Annotated in this window: 17 protein-coding genes; 8 read left to right on the top strand and 9 right to left on the bottom strand. The window is 69.8% G+C overall.

What is annotated here, in order from left to right; translation table 11 throughout:
- Positions 1–35 precede the first annotated feature (35 nt).
- A complete protein-coding gene (locus KY572_RS24935) occupies positions 36–1,904 on the top strand; it encodes an OmpA family protein (protein WP_224245458.1) in 1,869 nt (622 codons plus the stop codon).
- A gap of 23 nt (positions 1,905–1,927) precedes the next feature.
- Positions 1,928–2,689, top strand: coding sequence for a 2OG-Fe(II) oxygenase family protein (locus tag KY572_RS24930; protein ID WP_224245457.1), 762 nt, complete (start codon positions 1,928–1,930; stop codon positions 2,687–2,689).
- A gap of 15 nt (positions 2,690–2,704) precedes the next feature.
- Here KY572_RS24930 and KY572_RS24925 read toward each other — a convergent pair whose 3' ends face one another.
- From KY572_RS24925 to KY572_RS24895, 7 genes are read right to left on the bottom strand one after another with little or no spacing between them, the layout of a single operon-like run.
- On the bottom strand, positions 2,705–3,268 hold the full coding sequence (locus tag KY572_RS24925; protein WP_224245456.1) for a hypothetical protein: 564 nt from the start codon (positions 3,266–3,268) through the stop codon (positions 2,705–2,707).
- Between the two features lie 9 nt (positions 3,269–3,277).
- Positions 3,278–4,705 (bottom strand): hypothetical protein, encoded by a 1,428-nt coding sequence (locus KY572_RS24920; protein WP_224245455.1) that lies wholly within the window; start codon positions 4,703–4,705, stop codon positions 3,278–3,280.
- Between the two features lie 13 nt (positions 4,706–4,718).
- Positions 4,719–5,978, bottom strand: a complete 1,260-nt coding sequence (locus tag KY572_RS24915; RefSeq protein ID WP_224245454.1) for a glutathionylspermidine synthase family protein — start codon at positions 5,976–5,978, stop codon at positions 4,719–4,721.
- Positions 5,975–6,832 carry a DUF350 domain-containing protein gene (locus KY572_RS24910; protein WP_224245453.1) on the bottom strand — a complete coding sequence of 286 codons (858 nt, stop codon included), beginning with the start codon at positions 6,830–6,832 and terminating at the stop codon, positions 5,975–5,977. Before KY572_RS24910 ends, KY572_RS24915 begins: the two co-directional genes overlap by 4 nt.
- 15 nt (positions 6,833–6,847) lie before the next feature.
- Entirely contained in the window at positions 6,848–7,690 is an 843-nt protein-coding gene (locus tag KY572_RS24905; protein WP_224245452.1) for a hypothetical protein, read from the bottom strand.
- A 4-nt stretch (positions 7,691–7,694) separates the two neighbouring features.
- Positions 7,695–8,291: a TlpA family protein disulfide reductase gene (locus KY572_RS24900; RefSeq protein ID WP_224245451.1), complete on the bottom strand. Its 597-nt coding sequence runs from the start codon at positions 8,289–8,291 to the stop codon at positions 7,695–7,697.
- Positions 8,288–9,358 carry a CFI-box-CTERM domain-containing protein gene (locus tag KY572_RS24895; protein ID WP_224245450.1) on the bottom strand — a complete coding sequence of 357 codons (1,071 nt, stop codon included), beginning with the start codon at positions 9,356–9,358 and terminating at the stop codon, positions 8,288–8,290. The genes KY572_RS24900 and KY572_RS24895 overlap by 4 nt, the downstream gene beginning before the upstream one ends.
- A gap of 114 nt (positions 9,359–9,472) precedes the next feature.
- On the opposite strand from KY572_RS24895, the gene KY572_RS24890 reads away from it, so the two are divergent.
- The 3 genes from KY572_RS24890 (at position 9,473) to KY572_RS24880 (ending at position 11,528) form a co-directional block, all read left to right on the top strand.
- Positions 9,473–9,775: a hypothetical protein gene (locus tag KY572_RS24890; RefSeq protein WP_224245449.1), complete on the top strand. Its 303-nt coding sequence runs from the start codon at positions 9,473–9,475 to the stop codon at positions 9,773–9,775.
- A 94-nt stretch (positions 9,776–9,869) separates the two neighbouring features.
- Positions 9,870–11,105, top strand: a complete 1,236-nt coding sequence (locus tag KY572_RS24885) for a S1C family serine protease (protein WP_224245448.1) — start codon at positions 9,870–9,872, stop codon at positions 11,103–11,105.
- A gap of 144 nt (positions 11,106–11,249) precedes the next feature.
- Complete coding sequence (locus KY572_RS24880; protein ID WP_224245447.1) at positions 11,250–11,528, top strand: vegetative protein; 279 nt, start codon at positions 11,250–11,252, stop codon at positions 11,526–11,528.
- A 39-nt stretch (positions 11,529–11,567) separates the two neighbouring features.
- Here KY572_RS24880 and KY572_RS24875 read toward each other — a convergent pair whose 3' ends face one another.
- On the bottom strand, positions 11,568–12,302 hold the full coding sequence (locus KY572_RS24875) for an RNA methyltransferase (protein ID WP_224245446.1): 735 nt from the start codon (positions 12,300–12,302) through the stop codon (positions 11,568–11,570).
- Between the two features lie 52 nt (positions 12,303–12,354).
- Between KY572_RS24875 and KY572_RS24870 the strand changes: the two genes are divergently transcribed.
- From KY572_RS24870 to KY572_RS24860, 3 genes are all read left to right on the top strand, one after another.
- Positions 12,355–12,942 (top strand): hypothetical protein, encoded by a 588-nt coding sequence (locus tag KY572_RS24870; RefSeq protein ID WP_224245445.1) that lies wholly within the window; start codon positions 12,355–12,357, stop codon positions 12,940–12,942.
- A 43-nt stretch (positions 12,943–12,985) separates the two neighbouring features.
- A complete protein-coding gene (locus KY572_RS24865; protein WP_224245444.1) occupies positions 12,986–13,942 on the top strand; it encodes a phosphoribosylaminoimidazolesuccinocarboxamide synthase in 957 nt (318 codons plus the stop codon).
- Positions 13,943–14,050: 108 nt separating this feature from the next.
- Entirely contained in the window at positions 14,051–14,248 is a 198-nt protein-coding gene (locus KY572_RS24860) for a hypothetical protein (RefSeq protein WP_224245443.1), read from the top strand.
- Between the two features lie 729 nt (positions 14,249–14,977).
- Here the strand turns inward: KY572_RS24860 and KY572_RS24855 are convergent.
- The gene (locus tag KY572_RS24855) at positions 14,978–16,579 is read right to left on the bottom strand and encodes a sigma 54-interacting transcriptional regulator (RefSeq protein WP_224245442.1); all 1,602 of its coding nucleotides are present in this window, start codon (positions 16,577–16,579) and stop codon (positions 14,978–14,980) included.
- Positions 16,580–16,613: the final 34 nt, after the last annotated feature.

The following is a 16,613-nucleotide window of genomic DNA, read 5'->3' as shown; positions in this document are numbered from 1 at the left end:
TTTTTGCTCGCTGGATCCAGGGTATAAGCGGACCCATGCGAAGCCCGCTCCGCGAGCACTCCGTCCGAGGGCTCCTGCGCCATGCCGCGATTCGCGTGGTGCTCCTCTGTACGCTGATCGCAGGCCTCACGGCCCGTGCCGATCACGATCCGTTCCAGCGAAGCTTCGACGCCGTCCCCGTCAAGGCCACCGCGGCCCAGGACAGCGGCATCGCGCTCGAGGGCGCTCGGCCCTCTCCCGTGGGCAGCCTTCGTGCCTCCCTGCTGCTGGACCTCAACCTGAGCATCCTCGCGCTCAAGCTCGGAGATGAGCGGCTGGGGGACCTGATCCCCTACCGGCTCGATGCCCACGCCCTTTTCGCCTACCAGCTCCACCCGCGCTTCGAGCTGGGCGTGGATCTGCCATTCACCGTGATCCAGGGCGATCGCTTCGAGCTGCTGCGAGACGCCCTCGCCGCCCCGGACTTCCCAGGCGCCGCCAGCGTGAACCGCTACGGACTGGGCGATCTGCGCCTGCTGCCGCGCGTCCACTTGTTGGATCCCTCACAGTTCCCCGTGGGGCTCGCCCTCGTCGGCGAGGTGCGGCTGCCCACCGGCGATGGCTACAGCTTCCTTGGAGAGCGTCGGGTGCTCGTGGCACCGAGGCTCGCCGTGGAGCGCTCCTTCGGTCCGCTGCGGCTGCTGGGCAACCTGGGCTGGCGCTTCCGCCGCCATGCCCAGTACCTCAACCTCTTCGTGGATGACGAGCTCACCGTGGGCGCGGGCGCGGTGCTGGATCTGCCGGACCTGGGGCGCTTCACCCACGTCCAAGCGCTGGGCGAGATGCACCTGTCCACCCCATCCTCGGCTCCCTTCAACTTCAGCCAGGCCGACTCCCTCAAGACGCCGTGGGAGGTGCTCGTGGGCGCTCGCGCCCGCATCTCCGGTCCCTGGGGCCTGGAGCTGAACCTGGGCCGCGGCATCGGCCTGCAGGGCGGCTACGGGCGCGAGGCCTTCCGCGTCATGGTCGCCCTCCGCTACGAGGAGAGCTTCATCGACTCCGACAGCGACGGCGTCCCCGATGCCCGCGACAAGTGCCCCCTGGAGAAGGAGGACCGCGACGGCTTCAAGGATGACGATGGCTGCCCGGATCCGGACAACGACGATGACGGCGTCGTCGACGGCGAGGACCGCTGCCCCGACAAGGCCGGGCCCAAGGAGCTCAAGGGCTGCCCGGAGGACACCGACACCGATGGTGACGGCATCCCCGACCACCTGGACGCCTGCCCGCAGAAGCCCGGCCCCAAGGAGTACGAGGGCTGCCCGGACACCGACGGCGACGAGGTGCCCGACAACGAGGACGAGTGTCCGGACCTGTTCGGCCCGCCGGAGAACAACGGCTGCCCCTACGACGCCCCGCCCTTCGTCGTCGTCGAGTCCGACCGCATCCGCATCAAGGGCAACATCCTCTTCGAGACCGGCCAGGCGAAGATTCGCAAGCAGTCGTTCAAGCTGCTCGATGAGGTGGCCTCCGTGCTCGCGCGCAACCCCGGGCTCGGCCCCGTCCTCATCGAAGGACATACCGACAACGTCGGCGCGCGTGCGCTCAACCTCGACCTGTCCAACCGCCGCGCCAAGGCCGTGTTGGAGTACCTCGTCGGCAAGGGCATCGAACGCAAGCGCCTGCGCTCGCAGGGCTTCGGCTTCGATCGGCCCATCGCGCCCAACACCACGCCGCTCGGCCGCGCCAAGAACCGGCGCGTCGACTTCCGCCTCGTGAAGGACGAGGTGGAGACGCCGGAGCGGGAGGTGACTCCACCCACGGCTCCGCCCGCGGCTCCCAACGGGGCCGCGCCGGACGCCAGGAAGGAGGCGGCTCCGGCTCCTGCCAAGGGCGCCACTCCCCCTCCCGAGAAGCCTCGCTGAAGTCCCTGCTCGAGCCCACCGCCATGGCCGTGCCCACTCACGCCACCCTCGCCGAGCGCCCGTGGGATGCGCTCCGCTCGGACAGCTCCGGTTTCTTCCGGCTGCTCGACACCCACCTCGGCGTGCGCGTGCCCGGCTTCCTCGATCCCGACACCTGCGCCCGGCTCTCACGCCGCGTCTATGACGGCAGGCCCTTCTGGATCTCCGACTTCGGCGGCGTCCAGTTCTCCCTGGGGCGAGCCTGGTACACGCACCTCGAGCAGGACCGCGAGGACGAGTACTTCGCCCAGGCTCGCACCTCCGATGCCCAGGTCGAGCGCTTCCTCCCGGGCCTCCAGGCGCGACTGCGCGACGCCCTCTCAGCGCTCGTGGGGGCGCCCACGGTCTCCCGCCCGGGATGGTGCGGCCCGGGTGTGCACATCTTCCCCGCTGGCCAGTGGCTGTCCCATCACGGCGGAGACATCCACTTCGACACCGAGGGGCTCTCCGAGACCCAGTGCCAGCGGCGATCGCGCGCCATCACCCTGGTCCTCATGCTCCAGCCCCCCGAGTCCGGCGGCGCCCTGCGTCTGTGGGACGTCACCTACGAGGGCAGCGACGAGGTGCCGGAGGAGCTCCCGAGCATCCCCTCCGTGGACGTGAACTACGCCACGGGAGACCTGGTCCTCCTCGACAGCTACCGCCTCCACCAGATCCAGCCCTTCCTCGGCTCGAGGGATCGCATCTCCGCCACCGCCCACGCCGCGCTCGAAGAGTCCCGCGCCGTCTGGGAGGTGTGGTTCTGAGCCTGCCCCGAGCGCTCAGGTGAGGTTGCGCAGGTAGTGGTAGTTCTTGCTCTTCACGTCCGTCTGCACGAGCCCGTATTCCGGATCGTCCCCGGGCAGCAGGTACACCACCTCGGATTGGACGTGCAGGAAGTTGAGCAGCGTCAGCCCCTTCAGGAGGTGCCGGAACGTGTCCACCTGCCACAGGTGGCTCTCGGGGATGTTGCAGTGCGCCCCCAGGCGCTGGTCACTCGTGCTGCCGTGCTGCAACAGCAGGGACACCGTGAGCACGGTGTAGCGCGGCTGTCCGTCCTCCGGCGCCGGAGAGGTGCGCGCCTCCTTGCCATCCAGCCCGTCCACCCAGTCCTGGAAGTCCCCCGGCGCGCGGGAGGGAACATCCCAGTAGTCCCACACGCCCCACTTGAACTCGGACACCACGGGGAGCAGCGCGTCCGTCAGCTTCCGGTAGAAGCCATGGCGCTGCCCATGCGTGCTCCGCGGGGGGCCGGAGGTGATGATCGAGTGGAGCCGCTCGTGGACTGGATCCCGAGGCACCTGGAGCGGCCGGACCACCTGCATCGCGAAGATGGAGTAGTTCATGGCTTCCTCTCAGCCTCCAGAGCTCGAGTAGCTGCTCGACGATGGCGCGCGGTTCCACGAGCTGTAGGAGCCGTGCGCGAACCCCAGCAGCTGCCGCGTCCCGCTGGCAACCCTCACCTGGACCTTGGCGAAGCCGTTGGGCCGGTGGCGTGGCGCCCCGGACGCCGAGTTGGGGGGCGGTGAGAACATCGTCGCCCGGCGCGTCGGCTCGTAGAGCAACCCGCGCGGGGGCGGCACCACGGGGGCTGCTGCCTGGGTTCCCGTGTTGCGGCTCCCCAAGGCGTAGAGCGACCAGAAGGCGGCGTGGGAGGCCGGCGAGCCTCCGAAGTAGAAGGGCTGCCGCGAGAGCTCGGCGAGGGCCTCGGCGGTGGCCGGCTGCGAGGGCGTGGTCTCCGCCATCTGCTCGACGGGCTTGAACTCGCTCGCCGTGACGAGCTTCACGGACAGGCCCGCCTCGCGGTAGCTCACGAAGTCCTCGTTGATGTCGTCCAGCTCCTCCAGGGGCCCGTCTCCCGGGACGACGTACAGCACGTTCTTGACGCCCAGCTCGGACAGGCGCTGGGCCGGAGGGAGCTTCGCCAGGTAGCGGTTGTCGAACTGCGTCTTCACCTGCTTGTAGGGAAGCAGGCGGTTGCGATCGAGCACGAACACCGGCGGCGCGGGCGTGACACGCTCGGGGGCGAGCCGCGTCAGGAGCGAGCGGTAGTACAGCACCGCTCCGAGGGTGAGGTGCGCCGGCACCACGCCGCGAGGGTGGGGCCAGTTGTCGAAGGTGTAGATGGGCTCGAAGCGCCGGGCCAGCCCCGTGGAGAAGGCCACCGACTCGGGGCCCGGCAGATCCACGAACACCGCCGTGGTGCGCGACACCTCCTCCCCCAGCGGGAAGAGGCTCTCCATGGCCCGGCCCTGCCGGAACGCCGTGTCCATGGCCGGGGTGAAGATGGGCTTCAGCGCGGCCCGCAGATCATTGACCTCCCGGGCCATGCCCGCCGTCGGCGTGAGCGCCTGGAAGAGCGTCGCCTGGTAGAAGGGCTTGAGCGACTCCTGCCGGGGCGTCATGTCCGTGACGAGCTTGTCGAGCACGGCCGCGTCGGGGGTGACCGGCGTCTGGTCCTTGAAGGTGAGCGTCTCGTCCGGAGCGCCGAAGTTCCAGCCCTGCGCGCGCTGGGCCTCCAGCGTGTCCCAGTTCTCGAACCGCTCGTAGGAGGAGGAAGACCCCGAGTCGCTCGTGGCGACGGCGACGAGCAGACCGCCCACCGCCACGGTGCCACCCACGGCCACGAGCGCCTTGAGCGCCGAGCGCCGGCTCATCGGATCCTGCATGTCCGTCAGGCCGTCGTTCCACCACTGCGCGCCGACGATCCCCCTCTGACGGGTGGTCGACTTGCGCCGGATGGGGAGCTCTTCGATCTCTCTCTTCTTCTGGTCCGACTCCACCGCCAGCCCTCCCTCAGGGCGTCACGAGCACCGGAACGCTCAGGGCGCCGGTGTCCGTGGCCCCACGCTGCACCCGGGCGTAGAGGCCTGCCGCCTCTCCCGCGATGACGTAGACACCGTGGTTGATCGACTCGCCGCCCGCCCCCTCCTCCGCCGCGAAGTAGCGCTGGGCCACCCAGCGGCCCGGCACCGCGTGCACCAGCGCGGCGTTCCAGTCGTGCTGGGGCGTATGGCGCCCCACCAGCACCTCGTCCCCCTCCGCGCCGTAGTCCGACTTGAGCACCCAGTCCGCCTTGTCCCGCGCCAGCTCCTCCACCGGCACCGCCTCCATGCGCACCGTGTACGGGATGAAGGCGCGGATGGTGGCCCGAGCCCGGGGCGAGAAGCGCGCGTGGTGCTCCCACATGAAGGCCATGGCCCGCTTGTTCTGCGTGAGCACCGCGCCGAACGGGTTCACCACCACGCACCGCCCCTCCAGACACGCCTGCATCACCAGCGACAGGGGCCCGGCCAGCGGCGCCGCATCCTCCGCCGGATCCTCGTCGTTCCAGACGGGGAACCGCTCGCTCCACCAGTCCGTCTTGTAGTGGCGCAGCAGCACGTCACACGGCTCGTCGAAGAGGCGCACCCGGCCGTCCGGCCCCGCCGAGAGGTTGAAGGGCGAGCCGATCCTCACCGCCCACCCTCGCGCCTGGAACCAGGTGCTGTACAGCCGCACCAGGGCCAGGTCCTCGGGCATCTCCGTGGGGTAGATGATGCCCACCGAGAGCGACTCCGGCACGGGCAGCAGCAGCCGCGCCGCGAGCGACTCCACCATGTCGCACAGCCGCTCGCCCAGCTGCCCGTTGGGATCCTCCGTCTCCGGCCACGAGGGCTGCACCAGCGGGTTGAGGAGCACCGCCTCCGCCTCGCCCGTGGGTGTGTCGCTGTTGAGCTCGCACACCGCCAGCCCGCCGTCCTTCGTGGCGAACACGTCCGCCCGCGCGATGCCGTGCCAGAAGGGCTGCGAGGCCTGCCACATGAGCCGCTGGAAGGGCGTGAGCCCGAAGAAGGACTCCAGCAGCTCCGGGGACTCGGTGCACGCCAGGCTCAGCTCGTGGTAGGCCGCCGCCACGTCCTCGGCCGCGCGGTAGAGCCTCACCTGGCGCTCGCGCGGCAGCAGCAGCGGCTCGACGCGAAAGCGCGGCGTCCCGGACAGCCAGGGGTCCGTGACGATGCCCGTCGCGAGCAGCCGCTCCGCGAGCGCCGCGTAGGTGAGAGCAGGAGTGCTCATCCGAGGCGCGTCACCACGAAGGCCGCCGCCAGGTAGCTCACCGCCTCCATCACCGCCATGCCCAGGTTGCGCTCGGCGGCGATGCCCTGATCCAGCCGTCCCCCGCGCAGCTTGAGGGGCGCTCCCAGCAGCAGCGTCTGCACCAGCAGCTGGCGCACCGGGTAGAGCGTGAGGATGAAGACGAGCGCCTGGGCATAGCCGCGCAGCGAGGCCATCCAACCCACGAAGGTGCCCTCCACCGCGTGGCCGACGATGAGGGAGACGGAGATGGTGACACCCGCGTAGCTCAGCGCCGCGGCCACGTTCTCGCCCAGCACCTCCTCCGCGTCGTCATATTTGGTGAGGGTGCGGAAGAGCATCACGAAGACGTGCAGGGTGAACTGCGACAGGACGAAGAAGACAAGCGAGATGCCCAGCATCGTCAGGTCCGTTCCAGCGATGGAGCGCGCGAGGATGATGCCGGTGGCCAGGTAGTGCGAGCCGGCCGCCAGTCCCGCCGCGGTGTTGCCGCGATCGATCTCCGCCGGCAGCCTCGCGCGCAGCAGCACCTTCACACCGAGGTGTCCGAACACGGCGAGCAGCCCCAGCGCCAGCAGGCCGTACGCGCCCACCCAGAGCGCGTCCTGGCCCACGCTCTCCCCCTGCGCGCAGCCCAGCACCACCGAGCCGGAGATGAGGAAGATGCTGAGCACCTGCCCCACCTGGAGCAGGGCCCGCGCCGTGTTGTCGTGCTCCAGGTCCTCGCGCACCGTGTGCGTCGGCGACAGGAGCCGCTGCCCGGCCCGGAAGATGATCAGCAGGACGACCGTGGTGAGCCCACTGAAGGTGAGCAGGTAGAGGGGGCGAAGCTCCATGGCCCCGATGCTAGCTCAACTCGCGGCGGGAACCGCGTGGTCCCTCCGCAGCCGCTCCAGGAACTCCGGCTCGAAGACGCCGTCCACCCGCAGCGAGTAGCGGAAGAAGGGATCCGCCTCCACGCCGTGGTAGTCGAAGTCGTTGAACCAGTAGGCCCGGCCCGTCACCGGCGTCTTCCGCCGCGCCTCCTCGTCCCAGAGGAACAGGCGCTTGTTACCCCGGGGGCACAGGGTGATGAACTGGTCCGGGGCCGTCTGCTCCTCGGGCTCGCCGTCCCGGTGGACGGTGCCGTGATCGTTGGCCTCGAGCCCCAGCAGCGTGCAGCGGCCGATCTCCCGGAACGGCAGCGACTGAATGAACGCCACCGTGCGCGGGAAGTACAGCCGGGCCTCGCGCGTGAAGTCCTTCCCCTTCCCCGTGCTCTTCTCGCTCCAGTACCCGCCGGGCACCAGCTCGTAGAAGACCTTCCACGGGAAGTACACCCCGTGCTTGAACTTCAGGAAGAGCAGCTGCTCGCGCGTGAGCGGGTGGTCCCGCTCCTCGCCGAACTCGTACGTGTGCCTGCGCCTGGCGTCGAACGCCTCGGGCTCGCGGCCCAGGGACACGAAGGTGGTGAACTCCGCCTCGCTGAAGCCGCGGATCACCTGCCCGTAGTCGATGTACGGGTCCTCCGCGAGCGACGGCGGGACGATGCCCATCGCCTTGTGGCTGCCGCCCGTGTAGGTGGTCTGCACCTGGGAGAGCGCGTAGCAGATCTCGTCGTCCAGCGACTCCAGCTTCGCCAGATCCAGGTACGGCTCCAGGCTCAGGAAGTCACGCCCCCAGATGCCCACCAGGCCTTCGCGCGCGCCACTCATCGCGTCACTGCTTCAGCGCGTTCTCGATGCGCCGGCGGATGGAGGCCTCGGACATCATCCCGCGCACCGCGTCCGTCACCTTGCCGTCGCGGTCCAGGAAGTAGAGCGTGGGCAGCGCCTCCACCTGGAAGGCCCGCGCCATCTCGTCGTTGGCGTACACCACGTAGGGCGCCAGGTCCGGCAGGTTGCGCTTGACGAACTGATCCACCAGCTCTTCCTTCACGTCGTCGTCATCCCTGCTGGCCGCGACGAACACCAGCCCCTGGCTCTCGTACTCCTTGGCCAGCCGCACCAGCGAGGGCATCTCCTCCTGGCACGGCGGACACCACGTGGCCCAGAAGTCCAGCATCACCACCTTGCCCCGCAGGTCACTCAGCGCCAGCTTGCCGCCGCCGTAGCGCTCCATCTGGAACGAGGGCGCCGAGGCCCCATCCGGCACCAGCCGCGAGCGCTGGGCCTCCATCACGCCCAGGTACACCAGCCCGGCGATGCCGAACCCCGCGGTGAGGACCAGCAGCGCCTTGGACGCGAACTCCCCGCTGCGCCGCGCGGGCGGCGGAGGGGCTCCCTCGGGGGGTGGCGTCGTCACCGGCTCCGTCACGTGTGTCCGCTCCTCTTCAGCCCACGGTGCACCAGCGTCAACACCCCGCGCACGCCCGTCTTCACCCGCGGGTGGCGCACCACCCACCGCGCCATCCCCGGGCCATACCGATAGTAGCCACGAATGAAGGCGCGTCCGAGCCCATGGTGCCGCAGCACCTCGTCCCGGAACGCTCGGAAGGCGACCAGCTCAGGGGCCCCTTCCCCGAAGGCCGCCGTTGCCAGGAAGCACGAGGCCGCCGGGCTGATCCACATCAGCCGGCCGTTGGTGACGTTCACCACCACCTTCAGCTCTCGCGCCTCCGTATAAAGGAAGCACAGCAAGTCACGGCGCGCCGCGGGGAAGTCGGCGCCGCTGGCCTCCTCGAAGTCGATGCGCGCGCTGCTGCTGCTCCCCAGCTCGTCCACCGTGAAGACATAGCGGTTGGAGGGGCCCTGCGAGTGCACCTCCAGCGTGCGCAGCTCGCCGAAGTACGCCAGGAAGGGTGTGTTGCACGCCGGGCACACGTAGCGGTGGTAGGCGTGGCTCGCCGTGAACTCGTAGTCCCCGATGCGCTTGCACCCCGTGTTGGGGCACACCAGCTTCACCTTCGCGTGCGGCGCCTCCCGCGGATCGAACCGCGAGGCCCCCGTCATCTTGTCGAACACCGGCGGCGGCGCCGGCGCCTGCGTCACCAGGTTGCGCGTGGGGTGCGCCGCCCGCTCCAGCTCCAGCGCCCGCCGCCACGCCGTCTCCGCCTGCCCCAGCCGCCCGTCCACCGTGTGGCAGAGCGCCTCGGCGTGCGCCTGCAGCGCCGCCAGGATGCCGTGCGCCGCCGCGGGAGCGTCCGGCACCCACGTCACCGCGATGGCCTGCGCCAGCACGCTCTCCACCTCGGGCAGCAGCGCCTCGGCCGCCTTGCGCGCCGGATCCTCCGCGCGCCGGTAGAGCGGGGGCTCGGGGATGCGGGCGAACAGCGCCGAGGCGTCCGTCCTCAGGCGCTCCAGCGCCGCCGGCATCCCGTTGCGCCGCACGTCCATCTGCGCCGCACGCGACTGGGCGGCCTGGAAGAATTCTTCGGGCTGCAAGGCCCGCGCACATTAGAGGCCCCCACCTCCCCTGTCAGCGACCTTTCCAACCCGCGTTGGAAACTGGCTCCCTTCTCCCTTTTGATGTAAGAGAGGGTAGGAGGATGTAAACACATGGCATTGCTGAAGTTCGTGGTGTGGACGGCGTGCGCGGTGGGGCTGGGCATCTTCCTCGCCAAGGGACAGATCGACGGCCGCACGCCTCTGGACCACATGGAGCGAGCGTGGAAGCGCAACGTCAACCCCTCCCAGATGGACCGGATGAGGAACGGGGTGGACCGGATGAAGGACGGGCTGGAGGACGCGCTGGACGAGGCCAAGGACGCCGTTGGCAAGAAGACGGAGTCCGCCCCGCGCGAGCGCATCACCGCCGAGGACCGTGAGGCAGTCAACCGCCTCATTGCCCAGAAGAGGTAAGGAACCGTTCGGGCCTGATCGCCTGCCGCTTCCTGTTCCACCCCCCTCTCCTTAGCTTCGAGTCGAAGGTGGAGGGGTGGTGTGGAGGCGGTCCATGGCAAGGTCGCAGGGCAGGGGCGTGGTGCTGGCGGCGGTGGCGTGCGCCCTGATGGCGGCGGGCTCCGCGCGGGCGGCGGGTGGCGGAGCCGGACGGGTATGGCTGGAGGCGCGCGGCCAGGAGGTGCACCAGCAGCGCTCCACGCTGAGCCAGGTGGCGCGCGCGGCGATGCCCTCGGTGGTCTCCATCACCACCCGGCAGGTGAGCACCGACGCTCCCGCTGAAGAGCAGAAGGGCATCGGCTCCGGCTTCATCATCCACCCGGACGGCTACATCCTCACGAGCACCCATGTGGTGGAGGGCGCCTCGGAGGTGACGGTCTCCGTGAACTCCTCGCGCGGCTACCGCGAGAGCTTCCCGGCCCGCGTCATCGGCCAGGACGAGCGCACGGACTGCGCGCTTCTCAAGATCGATGCGGGCCACAAGCTGCCGGCGCTGAAGTTGTCGTCCGCCTCGCATGTGGAGGTGGCCGACTGGATCGTCGTCATCGGCAACCCCTTCGGGCTGGAGCACTCCGTCACGGTGGGGGTGATCAGCTACAAGGGCCGCACGGACGTGACGCCCAACGGGCGCGACGGCGACTACGACTATCTGCAGATGGACGCCTCCATCAACCCGGGCAACTCGGGTGGGCCCGTGCTGGATCTGCACGGGGACGTGGTGGCCATCGCCAACGCGGTGAACGTGGCGGGCCAGGGCATCGGCTTCGCCGTCCCCATCGACATCGCCAAGGCGGTGCTCCCCCACCTCAAGGCCTATGGCCAGGTGCGCCGGGGGTGGATGGGCATCTCCGTGGAGGACTACTCGCCAGAGGTGGCCGGACGGCTGGGCGTCTCCCGTCCCACGCGAGGCGTCGTCGTCTCCAAGGTGGAGGCGGACTCGCCCGGTGAGCAGGCGGGCCTGCGCCAGGGGGACGTCATCGTGGGGCTGGACTCCCAGCGGGTGGACCGGGCCCACAAGCTGCGCTGGCAGGTGGCGGCGCGGGGCGTGGGCAAGACGGTGGTGCTCCAGGTGCGCCGGGGACAGCAGCCGCTCAAGCTGAAGGTGCGACTGGTGGAGCCGCCCCTCGAGGAGCCCGCCCTCCCCGCCGTGGCCGCCCGGGGCACGCCCCCTCGCAAGCCCACCAGCTCACGCCTGGGACGGGCGCTCACGGAGCAGGAACGGGCAGCCTTGCCAGCGGCTCCGGGGCTGGAGGAGCCCCACGCCGAGCCCGGCGCCACGCCGTCTCCCTGACGGCCGGGGGCCAGGGGTTGCCCCCTTGCTCGTCGCCCAGCTTGCGTTCCCCTCGCGCGGGCGCTACACAGTGCGCCTTTTTCGTCTCCGGGCGGGCCACCTCGCGTGGCGCTCGGGATCGCAACGCAACAGAGAGGAAACCCCATGGCTGAGGCAGCCAAGAAGACCAATCCGCACAAGAAGTGGCCGCGCATTGCCAAGGGCGGCGGCAAGAAGGCGTGCTCCGTCGAGGGCTGCAAGCGCCCCTACCGCGCCAAGAGCTACTGCTTCTTCCACTTCAAGAAGTGGCGCCAGGGCGAGCTGCCCCACTCGCGCTACCGCACCTGCTCCAAGGCGGAGTGCCGCGCGAAGACCTTCAAGGGCGGCATGTGCGAGAAGCACTACAACGAGACCTACAAGAAGGAAGCTGCCGCGGCGGCGTAGTTCCGTCCGCAGGCTGCTTCTTCCGGGCGCCTCTTCCCCTCACGGAGTGGGGGCGCCCCGCTTCACCGCCCGTCCCAGGTGCTTGAAGGCCGTGAGCCACAGCTCCGCCTCGCGCTGGGTCAGCTTCGCTCGCAGCAACGTCCGCTCCAGCTCGTGCAGCACGTGCTCCGGCGCCTGCGGGTTGAGGAACTCCGCCGTCAGCAGCACCTCGTTCATCCGCGCGCTCAGTGCGCTCAGCGTACCCATGCGCGCGCCCGGCTCGGCGGCCACGGCCACCGGCGCCTGCGCTCCCTCGCGGCCACACAGGTAGAGGAGCACCGCCGCCGCCTGGGCCAGGTTCATCGAGGGCTGCACCTCGCTGGTCGGGATGACGAGCACCTCCGCGCAGTGGGCCAGTTCCTCATCCGACAGCCCCCGCTGCTCCCCTCCGAGCACCAGCGCCACCCTGCCCCGCGCGCTCTCCTGCGCCAGACGTCGCACCGCCTCCTCCGGGGTGAGTGCCACTCTCCCCTTCAGCTGGGTACGAGAAGTGGTGCCAATTGCGTACACGCAGTCGGTGAGCGCCTCGGGCAGATCCCGTGCCACCGCCATCCTGTCGAGGACGGACTCCCCTTTGACGGCGAGCCGCTCGGCGCCCCGGAACGCATAGGTGGCGGGGTCGGACAAGATGAGACGTGAGAAGCCGAAGTTGGCCATGACCCGGGCCACGGCGCCCAGGTTGTCCGGAGAGCGCGTCTGGTGGAGAACGACTGTGAGCTGTTCACCCAGGCCCATGCCTCCGAGTTTATCTGGCTGCCCCGGGCCGTGATCGGTATATTCCAGGCCGATGCGTCGCTGGGTCCCTGGCCTGCTGCTCTCCGTCGTCGTCCTGACCGCCTGTGGCGGCACGGGCGCTCCCGCGCGCTCGTCGCTCAGCGCGCGACAGGCGCTCACCAGCTCTCCGGAGGCGCTCGAGTTCGAGTCTGCCACCACGCGGCTGGAGCTGTTCCGCGAGCTGGCGCGGCTGTCCGAGCAGGAGGAAGGCCAGGACGCGCAGGCGCTGGTGCTGTTCCCCATCAGTCACCGCGGCGAGCTGGTGGCGGCCCCGGGCTTCGGTGCGCGGATGGATCTGCTGCAGGCGCCGGATGCGGGCGGTGTGCTCCAGCTCACGTTCGACGGGCGCACCGGTGAGCGCTGGCCCGAGGATCGCCGCGACAGCCTCCAGGGGCTCTCGGAGCGCGAGGCGGCGGAGCTGGTGGCTCGCACGCTGCTGATGCACTGGGGAATCGAGCAGACGGGGCCGGTGCAGGTGGACCGGGTGTCTGGCGCTCCGTACGCGGTGGCGTACGTGGATGGAATCCTCCGCATCAATCCGGCTTTCCTGTATCTGGCAGCGGCCTCAGGTCCCGCTTCCACCCCGGCGAACGTCCAGTAGAGTCCGCGCCCGCCCCGCAAGCCCGCGGGGTTCGAGGCGCCTCGTGAACACGTCCGCTCTCCACGCGCAGCTTCCGCACACCCTCCGGCAGGTGAACCTGTCCGAGCTGGGCACGCACTACCACGGCAAGGTCCGCGACACGTACCGGCAGGGGGATCGGCTGATCCTGGTCACCACGGATCGGCTCTCCGCCTTCGATCACGTGCTGACGACGATTCCCTTCAAGGGAGAGGTGCTCAACCGGCTGGCGACGTTCTGGTTCGAGCGCACCAGGCACGTGGTGCCCAACCACGTGCTGGACGTGCCGGATCCGAACGTCACGGTGGCGCGGGCCTGCGAGCCGTTCGCGATCGAGATGGTGGTGCGCGGCTACCTGACGGGGAGCCTGTGGCGGGACTATCAGAAGGGCACGCACACGGCCTACGGGCTGCCCTTCCCGGCCGGGCTGCGCAAGGACGAGCCCTTCCCGACGCCCATCATCACCCCGTCCACGAAGGCGCAGTACGGCAAGCACGACGAGCCCATCTCCGAGGCGGAGATCCTCGCTCGCGGACTGGCGAGCCCGAGGGACTGGGCGCGGCTGACGGAAGCGGCGCGGGCGCTGTTCGCCGAGGGGCAGAAGTGGGCAAGGACGCGCGGGCTCATTCTCGTGGATACCAAGTACGAGTTCGGCAAGGTGGGCGATGACCTGTACGTCATCGACGAGATCCACACGCCGGACTCCAGCCGGTACTGGGTGGCGGACGAGTACGAGGCGCGGTTCGCCAAGGGCGAGGATCAGCGGATGCTGGACAAGGAGAACATCCGCCAGTGGCTGATCCGCGAGCGCAACTTCCAGGGCCACGGGACGCCGCCGCCGATCCCGGACGAGGTGCGCGTGGACCTGGCGGAGAAGTACATCACGGCCTACGAGCGCATCACTGGCACGGAGCTGAAGCTGGAGCCGGGAGACGTGCACGCTCGCATCGAGAAGAACCTGCGCGCCGCCAGGTACCTGTGAGGGCTGGACGCGGCTCCCCCGCCCCTCTCGCGTGTTAGCGTGGGAGGGGGACACTCCTGAACGAGGGATCGGGTGGATGAGTTGGAGAGCCTGGATATGCGTCCTTGCATGCACCAGCCTGGGCTGTCCCACGCATTCGGTCGTGATGGCACTCTCGATCGGGCCGTGCACAAGGATGTGCTCGAGCGCCTGCGGGCGAACTGCACGGACGAGGAGATCGAGGACTTCTGCGCCGACCCGACGAGCGAGGAGTGCCTCAAGCACTGCGGAGGCCGCACGAGTTCCCCTGCGCAGGGTGGCAGATGAGATGGAAGGTAGCGCTCGGTGTTTGCGCGGCGCTTCTGCTACCCATCCCCCTGATCCTGCTACTGAGCGACGCGCTGCATCCTGTGCACGACGGATGCGCAGTGCCCGGAAGGGCTCGTCTGCCGCCCCATCGCCACCAAGGGAGCTGGACCGCTGGTGCGCTTCTGCATTCCGCTGGGCACGCGTCGAGAAGGAGAGCGGTGCGATGAGATTCCGCTCCGCCAGACCTCCGCATGTGGGCCAGGACTGATGTGTGGAGGAGCCGAGGGGTGGTGCGGGCGACCCTGCCAACCCAGCGACGCCACCAGCTGCTCCGAGGGCTTCTTCTGCGCGGACGTAGCGCCGGAGCCCATCTGCCTGCCCACGTGCGAAGGGCGTGGGTGTCCTTCTGGCCAGGAGTGCATCCGCTACAAGGAAGGAGTCTCCTCCTGCGCCGCGGTCTTCGGGCGAAACTGTCAGGACACGGGCTGTCCCGAGGCTCAGGCGTGCCGGCTCCTCGGGGACAGTACCTCCCCGGGAAACGTGTGGATGGACTGCACCCATGAGTGCGGCCCGGGCAAGCCACCCTGCCCCGAGCCGCAGATCTGCTCCGTCGTTGTCTGCCTGCGCCCGTGCGATCCAAAGCTCCCTGACGGATGCGGACCGAACTTCCAGTGCAGACAGCTTCTGGAAGGGCAACCTTGGGTCTGTGCGCCGGCCTGGTAGGTACGGCTCACCGGCCGGCCCTGCTCACGAGGTGACCAGTCCCAGATCCTTGACCCGGCGCTGGAGCCCGCGCTTGGAGACCTGGAGGCGCTGCACCATGGCGTCCAGGTCTCCGTTGCACTCATGGAAGCAGCGGGTGATCTCCTCGGGGCTCAGCTCCACCGCCGTCCTCAGGCTGGGGCTCTTGTCGATCAGCATGTAGAGCGAGGGACGGGTGATGCCCAGCCGCTCCGCCGCGGCCTTCATGTCCCATCCCGTGGCGCTCAGCGCCTCCCGCATCTCCTCATCGCTCACCTCCGAGGGTCTGCGCCGGGAGCTTGCCCCCTCCGGCTTCTGCCGCGTGCGCCGCTCGGGAACGGGCTCGGACACCGCCGGAGGCGTGCTGTTCAGCTCCTGCTCGATGTGCGGGCTCAGCTGGAGCACGGGCTGGCTGCGGCTGCCGATGACGATCTGCCTCGAGAGGTTGCGCAGCTGCCGGATGTTCCCCGGCCAGGAGTAGCGCAGCAGCTGGAGCGCCACCGCGGCCGGCAACCAGGGCTCGGCTCGTGCGTCCTTGACCTCCAGGCGGTGTGTCTCTCCCAGCGCCTCCAGTTCCTGACGGGCGAAGTGGTGGAAGAGCACCCCGATGTCCTCGCGGCGCTCGCGCAGCGGTGGCACCCGGATCTCGTAGCCCGCCAGCCGGTGCAGCAGCGGTGCCTTGAAGAGCTCATCGCGGATGCGCTCCTCGAGATCCGCGTCCGTGGCGGCGATCAGCCGGACGTCCACCGCCACGGAGGAGTGCCCACCCACCGGATACACCTCGCCCGTCTCCAGCACGCGCAGCAGCAGCGCCTGCACCTCGGGCGGTGCCTCGCCCACCTCGTCGAGGAACAGTGTGCCGCCGTGGGCGGCGCGGAAGTAGCCGTCGCGATCCTGCACGGAGCCCGTGTAGGCACCCTTGCGCGCGCCGAAGAGCTCGGCGGCGGCCAGTTCCTTGGAGAGCGCTCCCAGGTTGACGCTGACGAAGGGGCCGGCCTTGCGCGGGCTGATGCGGTGGATCGCCTGGGCGACGAGCTCCTTGCCCGAGCCCGTCTCGCCCCGGATGAGCACGGGCACCTTGAGGTCCGCCACCTGGGAGATGCCCTCGCGCACCCGGCGCACGCCCGTGCTGTAACCCACCATCCCGAGCCCCTCCGTCGCGGTGGGCGTGTCATCGGGGACCTGGTGGAGCCACAGCACGATGCGATCGGCGAGCACCAGCGGCACGCCCTCGGCCAGCGCCTTCGGGGTGAACTCCTGCGCCCCGACCAGCGGGGACTCCCCCACGCGCACCGAGGTGCCGCCCTCCTCCACCCGCAGCCTCACGCCGCCATCGGGGCCAGGCTCGAAGACCAGGGGCTTGCGGCTGAGGAAGGGGTCCGCCAGCGCCATCCCCTGGAGCGCTCCCGGGAACTTGAATTCCGGGGCCGTGCGCGACACCGCCACGCTCTCCTGGGTGGCCAGGGCCGCGAGCACCAGCCGCTCCCCCGCACGCTGGAGGTCGGGGTGGGAGATGACCGTCAAGGCCGGCACGACCCGCTGCGTCCGCTCACGAGGACGGGGGGACGGGACCACCGTCGAGGCGTCTGCGAGCTTCTGTTCCTGCATCTCGTCCCTTCTATGAGATCCCGGGCGTCTCGGA

It is taken from the genome of Hyalangium gracile (assembly GCF_020103725.1).
GTDB classification, from domain to species: Bacteria; Myxococcota; Myxococcia; order Myxococcales; family Myxococcaceae; genus Hyalangium; species Hyalangium gracile.
The sequence above is the reverse complement of the archived record's forward strand: the minus strand, read 5'-3'. Positions and strand labels throughout refer to the sequence as shown.

What these genes read in the sequence shown, in the direction of transcription:
- KY572_RS24870 (WP_224245445.1), top strand. Translation starts at nt 12,355, where the DNA reads ATGCGTCGCTGGGTCCCTGGCCTGCTGCTCTCCGTCGTCGTCCTGACC.
- KY572_RS24855 (WP_224245442.1), bottom strand. Translation starts at nt 16,579, where the DNA reads ATGCAGGAACAGAAGCTCGCAGACGCCTCGACGGTGGTCCCGTCCCCC.
- KY572_RS24935 (WP_224245458.1), top strand. Translation starts at nt 36, where the DNA reads ATGCGAAGCCCGCTCCGCGAGCACTCCGTCCGAGGGCTCCTGCGCCAT.
- KY572_RS24860 (WP_224245443.1), top strand. Translation starts at nt 14,051, where the DNA reads ATGCACCAGCCTGGGCTGTCCCACGCATTCGGTCGTGATGGCACTCTC.
- KY572_RS24875 (WP_224245446.1), bottom strand. Translation starts at nt 12,302, where the DNA reads ATGGGCCTGGGTGAACAGCTCACAGTCGTTCTCCACCAGACGCGCTCT.
- KY572_RS24910 (WP_224245453.1), bottom strand. Translation starts at nt 6,832, where the DNA reads ATGGAGCTTCGCCCCCTCTACCTGCTCACCTTCAGTGGGCTCACCACG.
- KY572_RS24930 (WP_224245457.1), top strand. Translation starts at nt 1,928, where the DNA reads ATGGCCGTGCCCACTCACGCCACCCTCGCCGAGCGCCCGTGGGATGCG.
- KY572_RS24880 (WP_224245447.1), top strand. Translation starts at nt 11,250, where the DNA reads ATGGCTGAGGCAGCCAAGAAGACCAATCCGCACAAGAAGTGGCCGCGC.
- KY572_RS24915 (WP_224245454.1), bottom strand. Translation starts at nt 5,978, where the DNA reads ATGAGCACTCCTGCTCTCACCTACGCGGCGCTCGCGGAGCGGCTGCTC.
- KY572_RS24890 (WP_224245449.1), top strand. Translation starts at nt 9,473, where the DNA reads ATGGCATTGCTGAAGTTCGTGGTGTGGACGGCGTGCGCGGTGGGGCTG.
- KY572_RS24925 (WP_224245456.1), bottom strand. Translation starts at nt 3,268, where the DNA reads ATGAACTACTCCATCTTCGCGATGCAGGTGGTCCGGCCGCTCCAGGTG.
- KY572_RS24905 (WP_224245452.1), bottom strand. Translation starts at nt 7,690, where the DNA reads ATGAGTGGCGCGCGCGAAGGCCTGGTGGGCATCTGGGGGCGTGACTTC.
- KY572_RS24885 (WP_224245448.1), top strand. Translation starts at nt 9,870, where the DNA reads ATGGCAAGGTCGCAGGGCAGGGGCGTGGTGCTGGCGGCGGTGGCGTGC.